The 12,530-nt window shown below is 70.9% G+C and carries 11 protein-coding genes; 7 read left to right on the top strand and 4 right to left on the bottom strand.

What is annotated here, in order from left to right; all coding sequences use genetic code 11:
• Nucleotides 1-60 precede the first annotated feature (60 nt).
• Nucleotides 61-1,527: an amidase gene (locus tag P2T62_RS00815; protein ID WP_276259590.1), complete on the top strand. Its 1,467-nt coding sequence runs from the start codon at nucleotides 61-63 to the stop codon at nucleotides 1,525-1,527.
• A 322-nt stretch (nucleotides 1,528-1,849) separates the two neighbouring features.
• Complete coding sequence (locus tag P2T62_RS00810) at nucleotides 1,850-2,815, top strand: C-terminal binding protein (protein ID WP_276259589.1); 966 nt, start codon at nucleotides 1,850-1,852, stop codon at nucleotides 2,813-2,815.
• Between the two features lie 8 nt (nucleotides 2,816-2,823).
• Here the strand turns inward: P2T62_RS00810 and eno are convergent, their stop codons facing one another.
• The 3 genes from eno to P2T62_RS00795 are packed head-to-tail and all read right to left on the bottom strand — an operon-like array spanning nucleotide 2,824 to nucleotide 5,981.
• Nucleotides 2,824-4,104, bottom strand: coding sequence for a phosphopyruvate hydratase (gene eno / locus P2T62_RS00805; RefSeq protein WP_276259588.1), 1,281 nt, complete (start codon nucleotides 4,102-4,104; stop codon nucleotides 2,824-2,826).
• Nucleotides 4,101-5,123 (bottom strand): phosphotransferase family protein, encoded by a 1,023-nt coding sequence (locus tag P2T62_RS00800; RefSeq protein ID WP_276259587.1) that lies wholly within the window; start codon nucleotides 5,121-5,123, stop codon nucleotides 4,101-4,103. Before P2T62_RS00800 ends, eno begins: the two co-directional genes overlap by 4 nt.
• 3 nt (nucleotides 5,124-5,126) lie before the next feature.
• Nucleotides 5,127-5,981 carry a fumarylacetoacetate hydrolase family protein gene (locus P2T62_RS00795; protein ID WP_276259586.1) on the bottom strand — a complete coding sequence of 285 codons (855 nt, stop codon included), beginning with the start codon at nucleotides 5,979-5,981 and terminating at the stop codon, nucleotides 5,127-5,129.
• Between the two features lie 183 nt (nucleotides 5,982-6,164).
• On the opposite strand from P2T62_RS00795, the gene P2T62_RS00790 reads away from it, so the two are divergent.
• A complete protein-coding gene (locus tag P2T62_RS00790) occupies nucleotides 6,165-6,941 on the top strand; it encodes an IclR family transcriptional regulator (RefSeq protein WP_276259585.1) in 777 nt (258 codons plus the stop codon).
• Nucleotides 6,942-7,121: 180 nt separating this feature from the next.
• Here P2T62_RS00790 and P2T62_RS00785 read toward each other — a convergent pair whose 3' ends face one another.
• Entirely contained in the window at nucleotides 7,122-8,261 is a 1,140-nt protein-coding gene (locus P2T62_RS00785) for an NAD(P)/FAD-dependent oxidoreductase (protein ID WP_276259584.1), read from the bottom strand.
• A 156-nt stretch (nucleotides 8,262-8,417) separates the two neighbouring features.
• Here P2T62_RS00785 and P2T62_RS00780 point away from each other — a divergent pair, with 156 nt between their 5' ends.
• From P2T62_RS00780 to P2T62_RS00765, 4 genes are all read left to right on the top strand, one after another.
• On the top strand, nucleotides 8,418-9,008 hold the full coding sequence (locus P2T62_RS00780) for a flavin reductase family protein (protein ID WP_276259583.1): 591 nt from the start codon (nucleotides 8,418-8,420) through the stop codon (nucleotides 9,006-9,008).
• 62 nt (nucleotides 9,009-9,070) lie between these two features.
• Nucleotides 9,071-10,438 carry an SLC13 family permease gene (locus P2T62_RS00775; RefSeq protein ID WP_276259582.1) on the top strand — a complete coding sequence of 456 codons (1,368 nt, stop codon included), beginning with the start codon at nucleotides 9,071-9,073 and terminating at the stop codon, nucleotides 10,436-10,438.
• A gap of 87 nt (nucleotides 10,439-10,525) precedes the next feature.
• A complete protein-coding gene (locus P2T62_RS00770) occupies nucleotides 10,526-11,524 on the top strand; it encodes a glutathione S-transferase family protein (protein ID WP_276259581.1) in 999 nt (332 codons plus the stop codon).
• A 45-nt stretch (nucleotides 11,525-11,569) separates the two neighbouring features.
• The gene (locus tag P2T62_RS00765; protein ID WP_276259580.1) at nucleotides 11,570-12,478 is read left to right on the top strand and encodes an EamA family transporter; all 909 of its coding nucleotides are present in this window, start codon (nucleotides 11,570-11,572) and stop codon (nucleotides 12,476-12,478) included.
• Nucleotides 12,479-12,530 lie beyond the last annotated feature (52 nt).

Raw genomic sequence — 12,530 nt, 5'->3', positions numbered from 1 at the left:
CATCCGGCAATCTTTGCGAGTAGGTGCCGATTTTTGTCGGTGTTCGCTGTGGTCCCTGCTATGTCGACCCAGCTGTGCTTCACCCCGGCCACGGAACTCGCACTCCGCATCCGGCGCGGCGACCTCTCCCCCGTGGAGGTCGTCGACGCCCACCTGGACCGCATCGAACGGCGCAACGACGCGCTCAACGCCTTCACCGCGCTCTACCCGGACCACGCCCGGGAACGGGCCCGGGAGGCCGAGCGGGCACTCGAGGCCGGCGAGGCGGTCGGCCCGCTGCACGGGGTCCCGGTGGCCATCAAGGAACTGGGCTACCTCACGGAGGGGATGCAGACGACGTTCGGGTCGAAGCCGTTCGCCGACTTCGTCCCCGAGCGCGACGACGTCTCGACCCGCCGGCTGAAGGAGGCCGGTGCCATCGTCATCGGGAAGACGAACACGCCGGAGTTCGGGCACAAGGGGACGACGGACAACCTCATCTTCGGCCCGACGAGCACGCCGTTCGACGTGGGCCGGAACGCCGGCGGCTCCTCCGGCGGGAGCGCGGCCGCGGCCGCCGCGGGGATGGCCCCGCTGACGATGGGCGGCGACGTCGGCGGCTCCATCCGCATCCCGGCCGCCTGGTGTGGCGTCTACGGGCTCAAGCCCTCGTTCGGGCGCATCCCGCGCGACCCGCGCCCGAACGCGTTCTCGAAGCACACCCCCTTCGGCCACACCGGCCCGATGACCCGGACCGTCGAGGAGGCCGCGCTCGTGCTCGACGTCCTCGGGCGCCCCTCGCCGCGGGACCCGTTCAGTCTCCCCGCCCAGGAGGGGAGCTACCTGGCCGCGACGCGCCGGCCCATCGACGACCTGACCGTCGCCTACACGCCCGACTTCGACGTGTTCCCCATCGAGGAGTCCGTCCGGGCGGTCGTCGACGACGCCGTCGACGCCCTCGGGGCGGCGGGCGCGACGGTCGAGCGCGTCTCGCCGGGGTTCGAGCGCCCGCACCACGAGCTGTACGACGCCTGGGAGACGCAGATCGAGGCCAGCTACGGGGCGCTGGTCCGCGCCCAGGCGGCGAACGGCGTCGACCTGCTCGGCGAGCACCGCGAGGACGTGAGCCCGCAGCTCGTCGAGCTGATGGAGCGGGGCGTCGAGCTGAGCGCGACGGAGTACCTCGCCGCCGACACCGTCCGGACCGCGGTGTACGACGCCCTGCAGGGCCTCCTCGCCGAGTACGACCTCCTCGTCTCGCCGACGGTGTCGGCCCCACCCGTCGAGAACGCCGACGACGGCACCCAGACGCTGGGCCCGTCGGAGGTCGACGGCGAACCGGTCGACCCGCTGCTGGGCTGGGCGCCGACCTACCTGTGCAACTTCACCGGCCACCCCGCGGCGTCCGTGCCGGCGGGGCTCACGGACGAGGAGCTCCCCGTCGGACTGCAGATCACGGGCCGCCGGTTCGCCGACGACACCGTGCTGGCCGCCAGCGCCGCGTTCGAGCGCGTCCGGCCGTGGCACGACGACTACCCGGGTCGCTAGGGACGCGGGTTCGCGCCGCTCGGAGGCCGACGACGTTCTTCAGTTCGGTGAGACACCCGAGTTCCGGGAGGCCTGTTCTCCACAGGCGAACGCGTTCCGGGAGCAGCCCACACCGACGATGCCCCAGGCACGTCGACAGAGAGGGCTCGAGTCACCAGTCCACCACCCGGTGGTGGATAGATATCCGTTCACTCACGGAGAACGACCGTGATGCATGATATCGAGACACACAGGACATCCGCCGGAGCACCCATCGTGCAGTGATCACCCGGGACGCCGCCGCAGCAACCTATTTACCTCCCCCAACGGACCGTACGGCCGTATGAGTCAGACAGTCGTGTACACCGACCACACCTTCGACGACCTCGACGTCGAGCGGGCGGTGTTCGACGGCCTCGACGTGACGCTCGTCGACGGGGAGGCGGTGTCCGACGTGCGGTCGAAGTTCCCCGACGCGGATGCGCTGGCGGTGATGTTCGACGACCTCACCCGCGAGGACGTCGCCCGGCTCGACGACTGTGCGGTCGTCACGCGGGTCGGGACCGGCGTGGACAACTTCGACATCGCCGCGCTGACCGAGCGCGGCATCCCGCTCGCGAACGTGCCCGACTACTGCACGCCGGAGGTCTCCGACCACGCGCTCGCGCTGCTGTTCGCCCTCTCGCGGAACGTCGTCGCCTACGACCGGTCGGTGCGGACCGGCGAGTGGGACGTGGAGGTCGGCCACCCGATGCGCCGCATCGCCGACCGGACGCTCGGCGTCGTCTCCTTCGGCAAGACCGGGCGCGCGGTCGCCCGCCGGGCGGCGGCGGTCGGCTTCGACGTCCTGGTCTACGGCCCCCACACCGACCCCGGAGAGATCCGGAGCGCGGGGCACGACCCCGTCGAGGACCTGTCGGCCCTGCTGGGGCGCGTCGACGCCGTGAGCATCCACGCCCCCCTCACGCCCGAGACGGAGGGCCTGTTCGACCGCGAGGCGTTCGCGGCGATGCGGGATTCGGCCCTCCTCGTCAACACGGCCCGGGGTGGCATCGTGGACCACGACGCGCTCGTCGCGGCGCTGGAGACGGGCGAGATCGCCGCCGCCGGCCTCGACGTCCTCCCCGAGGAGCCGCCGCCGGCGGACCACCCGCTGTTCGACCTGGAGAACGTCGTCTGCACGCCACACGTCGCGTGGCACTCCGTCGAGAGCGAGCGGGAGCTCCGGCGGAAGGCGGCCGAGAACATCCGTGTCGCGCTGGAGGGGGGCGAGCCGGCGTCGGTCGTGAACCCCGAGGCCCTCGACTGACCGGCGACTCAGTCGGCGAACGGCGGCAGCGCCGCCGGCCGCGCGAGACCGGGGTCGTACCGGTGGTCGAGTTCGAGGAGTCGGTTGTACTTCGCCAGGCGCTCCGAGCGGGCGAGCGAGCCGATCTTGATCTGGCCGGCGTCGTACGCGACCGCCAGGTCGGCGATGGTCACGTCGCAGGTCTCCCCGGAGCGGGCCGAGACGACCGTGCCCAGGCCGCGCTCGGTGGCCGTCTCGAGGACGTCGGTCGCCCGGGTGAGCGTCCCCGCCTGGTTGGGCTTGACGAGGACCGCACTGGCCGCGCCCGCGTCGGCGGCACGCCGGACCCGCTCGGCGTCGGTGACGAGCAGGTCGTCGCCGAGCAACTGGACGCGGTCGGCGATACGGTCGGCGAGTTGCTCCCAGCCCGCCCAGTCGTCCTCGGCGAGCGGGTCCTCGACGGAGACGACCGGGTAGGTGTCGACCCACTCGACGACCTGTTCGACCATCTCGTCGGGTGCGAGCCGGCGGTCCAGCGTCTCCAGGACGTACTCGCCGGTGTCGGGGTCGTGGAAGTGCGAGGCCGCGACGTCGACGGCGATGGCCATCTCGTCGGGGGCCGGCTCGAAGCCGGCGTCGCGGATACCGGCCACCAGCAGGTCGAAGGCGGCCTCGACGCTGTCGAACGGCAGCGCGAACCCACCCTCGTCGGCGACCAGCGGGAGGCGGTCGGCGGCCACGCGGTCGCGGACGGCCCGCCGGACGGCCCAGACGGCCTCCAGCGCCCCCGGGAACGTCTCCGCGCCCGTCGGCACCACGAGGAAGTCCTGGATCTCGACGCCGCCCTCGGCGTGGAGGCCGCCGCTGATGATGTTGACCATCGGGAGCGGCAGGCGGCCGGGGGTGTCAGGGGCGAGGGACTCGAACAGGGGTTCGTCGCGGGTGTCGGCCGCGGCGTGGGCGACCGCGCCCGAGACCCCGAGGACGGCGTTGCCGCCGACGTTCGAGAGGGTCTCGGTCCCGTCGAACTCGACGAGCGCCCCGTCGATGCCCTGCTGGTCGGCCACGTCGCGGCCCTCGACGAGCGGGCCGAGGTCCTCGCGGACGTTCCGGACCGCCTCGCGCACCCCGAGGCTGCCGTAGCGGTCCCCCCCGTCGCGGCGTTCGACCGCCTCGTGCGTGCCCGTGCTCGCGCCGGCAGGGACGGTGAAGACCCCGCGCCCGCCCGCGGTCTCGACGGCCACGCGGACCGTCGGGTGGCCCCGCGAGTCGAGCACCTCCCAGGCATCGACGGACGCGATGGTCGTCACGGTGCCTCCGCGGCGACGCGCGCCGCGAACTCGTCGATGTCGCTCGTCCCGTGCTCGATGGTCCGGCGGGCGATGCGCCGGAGCGCCGCCGCCGTCGGCCCCTCGCCGACGTACTCGACGGGCGACTTCCCGTCGACCCGCGCGAGCATCAGGATGCCCAGTTCGGCCACCGTCTCGGCCTCGACGTCCCACGGCACCTGCTCGGTGTAGGCGTCCCAGAACGCGAACGCGGCGTTCGCGTACTCGTGTTGCTGGTCGGCGTTGTGGACGGACTTGATGAACAGGTGGTTGAGCATGAAGGCCACGTCGAACGCCGGGTCGCCCCAGTGGGCGACCTCGAAGTCGATGAGCCACGGGACCGGCGCATCGCCGGCGCGGTCGACGAGGACGTTCTTCGGGCTGTAGTCGCCGTGGACGAGCGTCCGCTGCGTACCGGTGATGCGGTCGATCTCGCGCTGGATGGGCTCGCGGAGGTCGGGATGGCGCTCGGCCGTCGTCCGGTGGTACGGGTCGATCCGGAGCTGCTCGAACGGGCGCTCGTTGGCGAACTGCTCGGCCAGCGACGCGTCGTCGGCCGCGACGCGGTGGACCGCGCCGAGGACCCGCCCCAGCTCGGCCGCGACCCCGGTGTCGACGCGGCCGTCGAGGAGTTCGGACTTCCACGTCCCGGCGCCCGTCGGGGCACAGTCCATCGCGACGACGTGGGTCGACTCGTCCTCGAAGCGGATCCCCGGGACGCGGGCCGGGGAGTCGACCCGCCGCAGGACCTCGCGGTACGCGCGGGCCGCCGCGGCCTCGTTGTGGACCCGGACCACGTCCGCCGGCCAGTCGTCCTCGACCGCGAGGTTCGGACGGGGCTGCTTGACGACGGCGCAGTCGTCGTCCCACGTCACCTGCAGGACGACGTTCGAGACGCCGCCGCCGAGTCGCTCGACGGCCGCCCCCGCAGCGTCGGGGAGGACGCCCGCCCGCGCGAGGTACTCCGGGGTCTCCTCCGGTCGGAGCTGGGTCCCGGTCATGGCTCAGGGGGCGGCGTCGTGGTAGCTCGCGTCGACCGCCTCGACCGGCAGGCTCATCGAGCCGATGCCCTCGATCTCGGCGTGGACGGTGTCGCCGTCGGCGAGCGGCCCGACGCCCGAAGGGGTCCCGGTCGTGAGGATGTCGCCGGCCTCCAGCGTCGTCCCGATGCTGGCGTACTGGACGAACTCGGCGCAGTCGTAGATCATGTTCGACGTGCTGGCGTCCTGACGGACCTCGTCGTTCACCGAGAGCTGCATCCGCAGGTCCTGCGGGTCGCCCAGTTCGTCGGGGGTCACCACCGCCGGGCCGACGACGGTGAAGGTGTCGTGGGACTTCCGGCTGGAGCGGTCCTGGTCCCCCCGGACGGAGACGTCGATGAGGACCGTGTACCCGAAGATGTGGTCCCACGCGTCCGCCGCATCGACGTCCTTGACGTCCTCGGCCATCAGGTAGGCGAGTTCCACCTCGTGGTCGCAGCGGCGGTCGGTGAACGGCAGTACGATGCGGTCCTCGGGGCCGACGATGCTGGAGGTCGCCTTGAGGAAGTAGCCCCAGTCCTCGATGGAGTAGTACTCCTCGACCGAGACGTCCTCGTCCTCGATGGCCTCGCGGATGTGGTCCTCGTAGTTGCCCGGCGCGGCGATGACCTTCCCCGGGCGTCGGATGGGCGACTCCAGCCGGACGGCCTCGCGGGCGTGGTCCGGCGGGGCGTCGGCGTACTCGCTCGCGTCGTACCCCTCCTCGATGTACTCGCGGAGCGGGTCGGCCGACCCGAGCCCCAGCCGCCCGGTGAGATCGACGACACCTTCCTCGCGAAGCAGGCCGAGCCGGTCCTGGTCGTAGCGGACGAACCTCATACGGTCGTATCTCCTCGCTCTCCCCCCTCAATCTTCCGGTGCCAGGATCCCCGAGACCGGGGCCGAGCGTGCCGGAGACCCACATATCCGTTCTCTGGTAACGAACGGTGGTGCCCGGCGTCATCCCCGCCCCTCGCGGGGGCGGCCGGCGGCGATGGATTGAATACGACCCGGAGAGATGTCGTGACAAGAGAGAACATGGGTATCGAACACAAGGGGATGGTGAAATCGGACGAGACGTTGTTCGCCATCATCGAATCGCTCAAGGAGACCAACGGGGCCGGCGTGACGGAACTGGCCAACCGGCTCGGCCTCTCGAAGAGCGCCGTCCACAAGCACCTCAACACGATGGCCGAGCACGGCTACGCCGTCAAGAAGGGCGAACAGTACCACATCGGGCTCCGGTTCCTGAGCCACGGGGAGTACGCGCTGAACCAGTACGAGGTGTACCACGCCGCGAAACCCATCCTGCAGGAGGTGACCGACGAGACCGGCGAGATGTCCTGGCTGTTCACCGAGGAGAACGGTCGCGGCGTCTTCCTCGAGGGCGTCGTCAGCGAGGGGGGGATCAACCGCGAGTCCATCCTCGGCTCCCGGTTCTACCTCCACTCGACCGCGGGCGGCAAGGCCATCCTCTCGGAGATGACCCGCGACGAGGTGACGGCCATCATCGAGCGCCACGGCCTGCCCGAACGGGCCGGCAACACCATCACCGACGAGGAGGCGCTGTTCGAGGAACTGGCCGAGATCCGCGAGCGGGGCTACGCGACGAACTTCCAGGAGAACCAGGAGGGGGTCCACGCCATCGCCGTCCCCATCTCGGTCGACGGGGACATCCACGGCTCCATCGTCCTCAGCGGGGCGGCCCACCGCATCACGCAGGCCCGTTGCGAGGACGAACTCTCCGGGGTGCTGCTGGCGGCCGCGAACGACATCGAGCTCAACCTGGTCTACCAGTAGCCGGGGCGCCGGCTCCGGCGTCGCCACCCACCGATTCCGGTCGAGAAGGACCGTACATCCCCGATTTTACAAATATACCGAGTATTTTCGAATAGTACTACGAATAGAAAATATATACTACATATTAGAAATGTATAGGCGAGGCTCGCGCCGCCCGTGGCCGGCGGCGAGTCCGGGCGGCTACAGGGAGCCGAACAGGTCGGGGGTGGTCGCGTCCATGTACCGCATCGGTGAGAGGTACTGGAGGGTGTCCGACGGCTCCCCGGTCCGGAGGTAGTCCGAGAGGGTCATCGCGACGGCGGCGTGTTGCGAGATGCCCGCCCCGCTCATGCCCGTGGCGGTGAGGAACCCGTCGACGGTCGTCGGGCCGACCATCGGCCGGCCGTCGGGCGAGACGCAGACGACGCCGACCCAGTCGTTGACGATCTCGGCCTGCTTCAGCCCGGGGACGACCTCGTCGACCGTCTCGACCACCGCGAGGCGGAACTCCTCGTCGACGGTGTGGGAGTGGTCGGGGTCGTGCTCGCCGAGTTCGTGGTACTTGCCCGCCAGCCCGACGTGTCGCCCGGCGAGCATCTTGCTCGCCCCCTCCGGCCGGAAGTAGTGGTCGTCCTCGACGCCGAGGTAGGGGAGTCCGTGGGGCTCGTCGAACTGCAGGACGCAGATCTTCGCGCGGCCGTGCCGGAGCGGGAGCGAGACGCCGACCATATCGTTCAGCCGGGGGGCCCAGGGACCGGCGGCGTTGACCACGGTATCGGCCTCGATGAACCCCTCGCTGGTCTCCACCCCGGAGACGCGGCCGTCGTCGAGGGTGACGTCCTGCACCTCGACGCCGGTCCGGATGTCGACGCCGTTCGCCTCGGCCTGGCGGACGTAGAACTCCATGAACTCCTGCTGGTTCACGAAGCCCTCGTGGGGCGAGTGCATCGCGCCCACGACGGCGTCCGGGTCGAAGCCGTACTCGGCGGCCTCGTCGGGACCGATGATCTCGCTCTCGACGCCGTAGGCCTGCTGGACGGCGACGATCTCGCGGAGGCCCGCCAGGGCCTCCTCGGACTGTGCGACGGTGACGTTCCCGACGGTGTTGTGCTCGATGTCGGCCGCCTCGATGACGTGGCGCCACCCCTCCCAGCTCCGGCGCCGGAACAGGTAGTCGGCGGGATGCGGGAAGAACCAGCTGAACATCGCGGTCCCGTACTGTGAGGTCCCGGAGCCGATCTGGTTCTTCTCGACCAGCGTGACGTCGGCGTCGGCCTCCCTGAGGTAGTACGCCAGTCCGGTGCCGATGATTCCACCGCCGACGATGACGATCTGGCTCATGACTGTTCACCTCTGGTCCGGTCGCTGTCCGCACTGCGGTTGGGCATACAGACGAGCGTTCCAGCCCACCATATGTTAACGTTTCCCCCCACCCGGACGCAGCCGGTGTCAGCGGTGACCCAACGTATTTCATCCCGAACCCACCACAGGTTCGACATGGAGTTCGCGAGAGACGAGATCGACTACCGGACCCTGTCGGCCGCCGTGGTCCCCCGACCCATCGCCTGGGTCAGTTCGGTCTCGGCCGACGGCGAGGAGAACCTCGCCCCGTTCAGCTACTTCAACGCCGTGAGCGTCACCCCCCCGGTCGTGATGGTATCGGTCACCCGATTCGACGACTCGAAACCGGACCGGTTCAAGGACACGCTGGCGAACGTCCAGGAGACGGGCGAGTTCGTGGTCAACGTCGTGACGCGGCCGCTGTTCGAGCAGATGGTCGAGACGAGCGCCCGTGTCGCCGGGGACGTCGACGAGTGGGAGCTGGCCGACGTCGAGCAGGCCCCCTCCAGGTTCGTCGACCCACCGCGGGTGGCCGCCACCGACATCGCCCTCGAGTGCCGGTGCTGCGAGCAGGTGATGGTCGGGGACAACACCGTCGTCTTCGGCGACGTCGTCCACGCCCACGTCGCCGACGAGGTGACGACCGGCGGGAAGGTCGACGTCAGCAAACTCGACGCGGTCGGCCGGCTGTCGGGGGGGCTGTACACGTTCGTCGAGGAGGCCGTCAGCCCGGAGGGACAACCCTGAGCAGCCGCGACCCCCGCAGCGTCCGTAGCCTTTAGTCGGGGGCACGCGTTCGTCGGATCGAGATGGACCGGTCGCTGCTCGCCGTCCCGGGAGCCGCCGCCGTCGCCCTGGCGAGCCGTGGGCTCGCCCCGCTCCCACCCGACGCCGCGACCATGCTGGCGATCACGCTGTTCTGCATCGTGCTCTGGGTGGCCGACCCCGTCCCCCCGTGGTTCGTCGGGCTCGTCTGCATCGGGCTCGTCGGCGTCGCCTTCTCCCCCTCGCTCGCGCTGTCGGGGTTCGGGCTGTCGGCGACGTGGCTCATCGTCGTCGGGGCGGTGGTCGGCCGTGCCACGCGCCGGAGCGGGCTGGGCGAGTTCGCGCAGACCCGGCTGCTGGCTCGCCTGCGGGCCAGCGCCGTCGAGGACGCGCGGCGGCTCTACCTCCACCTGCTCGCGGTGCTCTCGGCGGGGGCGCTGGCACTGGCGCTGCTCCTGCCGTCGGCCATCGTCCGCGTCCTCGTGCTCGCGCCGCTGCTCGCGGAGGTCGGCGAGGGGTTCGAGTCGAAGCGGGCGCGGCTGGGCCTGTTCCTCGGCCCGCTCCTGACCACCTGGTACGGCGGAGCCGGCATCCTCACCGCCAACCTCCCGAACATCGTCACCGTCGGCGTCCTCGAGTCGACGACGGACGCCACCGTGACCTGGTCGGAGTGGTTCGCCCTCCTGTTCCCCATCACGGGGGTCGCCCGGATGCTGGTCATCGCCGGGGTGGTCTACTACCTCTACCGGCCGGCACCGAGGACCGCGGTCCGGTTGCCGGGCGACCCCGACCGGTCGACGACCGGCGAGGAGCGGCGGATGCTCGCCTTCCTGCTCCTCGGCGTGACCGTCTGGGCCACCGACTTCCTCCACGGCCTCCACCCGCTGTTCGGCGCGCTGCTGGTCGCCACGCTCGCGCTCGCGCCGCCGTTCGGCGTCCTGTCGTTCGACCAGGTCGGCGAGATCGACTTCTCCATCGTCTTCTTCGTCGGCGCGGTGTTCGCCATCGCCGAGGGGCTCCAGCGGACCGGCTTCACCGACACCGCGGCGCGCTCGCTGCTCGCGCTCGTCCCGGCCGACGCCGGCCTCCCGCTCGTGGCCCTCGCGGTGTTCCTGTTCACCGGCGCGCTGATGGTGCTGATGGAAGGGGTCGCCGTCGCGAGCGTCCTGACGCCGGTGGTGGCCACCTACGCCCAGCAGGCCGGGTTGCCGGTCCTGCCCGTGGTGTTCGCGGAGGTGCTCGCGCTGGACACCCTCTACTTCCTCCCCTTCCAGTCCATCGTCCTCGTGACCATCCTCGGACAGGGGGTCGTCGAGACCCGCGACCTCGTCGTCACCACCACGGCCTGCACGCTCCTCATCACGGTCCTGCTCGTCCCGCTGCAGTTCCTGGTCCTCCTCTGGCTGACCTGACCGGCGGGGGGCACCGCGCGACGGAGCGGCCGGCGGGCCGACCGAGCGGGAGGTAGCTTTGTGTGGCTGCGTGTCACACGTCGGGGTATGGGGCGGAACATGCTCGTCGACGGGAAGTGGCACAAGGACGTCGAACCGTGGGCGGACGGGAGCGGCGAGTACGACCGCGTGACCACGTCGTTCCGGGACCGCATCCGGGACGAGCCGGGGGCGAAGTTCCCGGCCGAACCGGGGCGATACCACCTCTACGTCTCCCGGAACTGCCCGTGGGCCCACGGCGCGGCGCTGGTCCGGCGACTCGCCGGACTCACCGACGCCGTCTCGATGGACGTCGTCGACCCGCGACGCGGGGACGAGGGCTGGGCGTTCACCCCCGGGAAGGACGGCTGCACCGCGGACACGGTGAACGGGTTCAGCTACCTCCGGAACGTCTACCGGCTGGCCGACACCGGGTACACGGGGCGCGTGACCGTCCCGGTGCTGTGGGACACGGCGCGGGACACCATCGTCAACAACGAGTCCATCGAGATCATGCGGATGCTCGCCACCGAGATGGGCCACCTCGGCGACGGCATCGACCTCTACCCCGAGGGGGCACGCGAGGAGATCGACGAGGTCGTCGACGCCATCTACGAGCCCATCAACGACGGCGTCTACCGCGCGGGGCTGGCCGACTCGCAGGCGGCCTACGAGACCGCCGTCCACGACCTGTTCGATGCGCTCGACCACTGGGACGACGTGCTCGCCGACCGGCGCTACCTCGCCGCGGGGCGCCTCAGCCTGGCGGACCTCCGCATGTTCGCGACGCTGATCCGCTTCGACACCGCCTACCACGGCCTGTTCAGGTGCAATCTCCGGCGTATCGTCGACTACGAGCACCTCTGGCCGTACGTCCGGGACCTCTACGGGACGCCGGGCATCGCGGAGACGGTCCGACTCGACCACATCCGCGAGGGGTACTACGGCGGCATCCCGGAGCTGAACCCGTCCGGTATCGTCCCCGTCGGTCCGGATCTCGACCTGGCGGCCGACCACGACCGCGACCGGCTCCCGGGTCGTTCCCCCGCGGCGGCGACCGGGCGGTGAGGTGGAACCCGAAGAGATTTCCCGGCACCGCCACCTCCTCCCGATATGGCGCCGTCGGCTCCGCCCATCGTCTACCTGCTGGCGCTGGCTCCAGCGCTCCTCTGGGGATTCCAGCCGGTGCTCTCGAAGCGCGGGATGGACGCGGGGGGCAGTCCCCTGCAGGCGTCGCTCGTCGTCGTCGTCGTCGACACCGGCCTGTTCTGGTCGGCCCTCGCCGTCCAGTCGGTGCTGTCCGGGCGGGGGCTGTTCCCCGGGCTGACGCTGGAGACGCTGGGGCTGTTCCTCGTCGCGGGGCTGGTCGGGACGGCGCTGGGGCGCATCACGGCGTTCGCCGGCGTCGAGCGGCTCGGGGCGAGCGTCAACAGCGCGGCGCTGAGCGCCCGGCCCCTCTTCGCCACCATGCTCGCCGTCGGCCTCATCAGCGAGACGGTCACGGTGGTCACGCTGACCGGCGTCGTCGTCCTCGTGGGCGGACTGGTCGTCCTCTCGACATCGAAGGGCGGCGACCTCCGGGGCTGGGAGCCCCGCGACCTCCTGTTCCCGCTGGGCTCGGCGCTCTCGTTCGCGCTCGGCAACGTCATCCGCCGCTACGGGCTCCAGGCGACCCCGACGACGGCACTGGAGGCGGTCGCGCTCAACGAGATCGCCGCGATGGCCGCGCTGGTCGGGTTCGCGCTGGCGCGCGACCGGACGGACGTGCTGCGGGCCCCCCAGCGGACGTACGCGTACTTCGCCGGCAGCGGAACCCTCACCGCGCTGGCCCTGCTGTCGGTGTTCGCGGCGCTGGCCCACCCGGCCGGGCGGGTCGTCATCGTGGACCCGCTGGCCGCCACGGCGCCCCTGTTCACCGTCCTGTTCGCCAACTTCCTGCTGGGCGACCTCGAGCGGGTCACCCGCCGGGTGGCCATGGGGGCGGCCCTCATCGTCGCGGGGGCCGCGCTGGTGACGATATAGGGTGGGTGGTGAGCTGTCACGGCGCTACACTTTTATGAGACCGGTCACCACC

This window comes from Haloglomus litoreum (genome assembly GCF_029338515.1).
Lineage (GTDB): Archaea > Halobacteriota > Halobacteria > Halobacteriales > Haloarculaceae > Haloglomus > Haloglomus litoreum.
This window is presented reverse-complemented; position numbering and strand designations above follow the sequence as displayed.

Coding starts and splice junctions, on each gene's coding strand:
- P2T62_RS00800 (WP_276259587.1), bottom strand. CDS start 5,123: ATGACCGGGACCCAGCTCCGACCGGAGGAGACCCCGGAGTACCTCGCG.
- P2T62_RS00810 (WP_276259589.1), top strand. CDS start 1,850: ATGAGTCAGACAGTCGTGTACACCGACCACACCTTCGACGACCTCGAC.
- P2T62_RS00815 (WP_276259590.1), top strand. CDS start 61: ATGTCGACCCAGCTGTGCTTCACCCCGGCCACGGAACTCGCACTCCGC.
- P2T62_RS00785 (WP_276259584.1), bottom strand. CDS start 8,261: ATGAGCCAGATCGTCATCGTCGGCGGTGGAATCATCGGCACCGGACTG.
- P2T62_RS00775 (WP_276259582.1), top strand. CDS start 9,071: ATGGACCGGTCGCTGCTCGCCGTCCCGGGAGCCGCCGCCGTCGCCCTG.
- P2T62_RS00765 (WP_276259580.1), top strand. CDS start 11,570: ATGGCGCCGTCGGCTCCGCCCATCGTCTACCTGCTGGCGCTGGCTCCA.
- P2T62_RS00770 (WP_276259581.1), top strand. CDS start 10,526: ATGGGGCGGAACATGCTCGTCGACGGGAAGTGGCACAAGGACGTCGAA.
- P2T62_RS00795 (WP_276259586.1), bottom strand. CDS start 5,981: ATGAGGTTCGTCCGCTACGACCAGGACCGGCTCGGCCTGCTTCGCGAG.
- P2T62_RS00780 (WP_276259583.1), top strand. CDS start 8,418: ATGGAGTTCGCGAGAGACGAGATCGACTACCGGACCCTGTCGGCCGCC.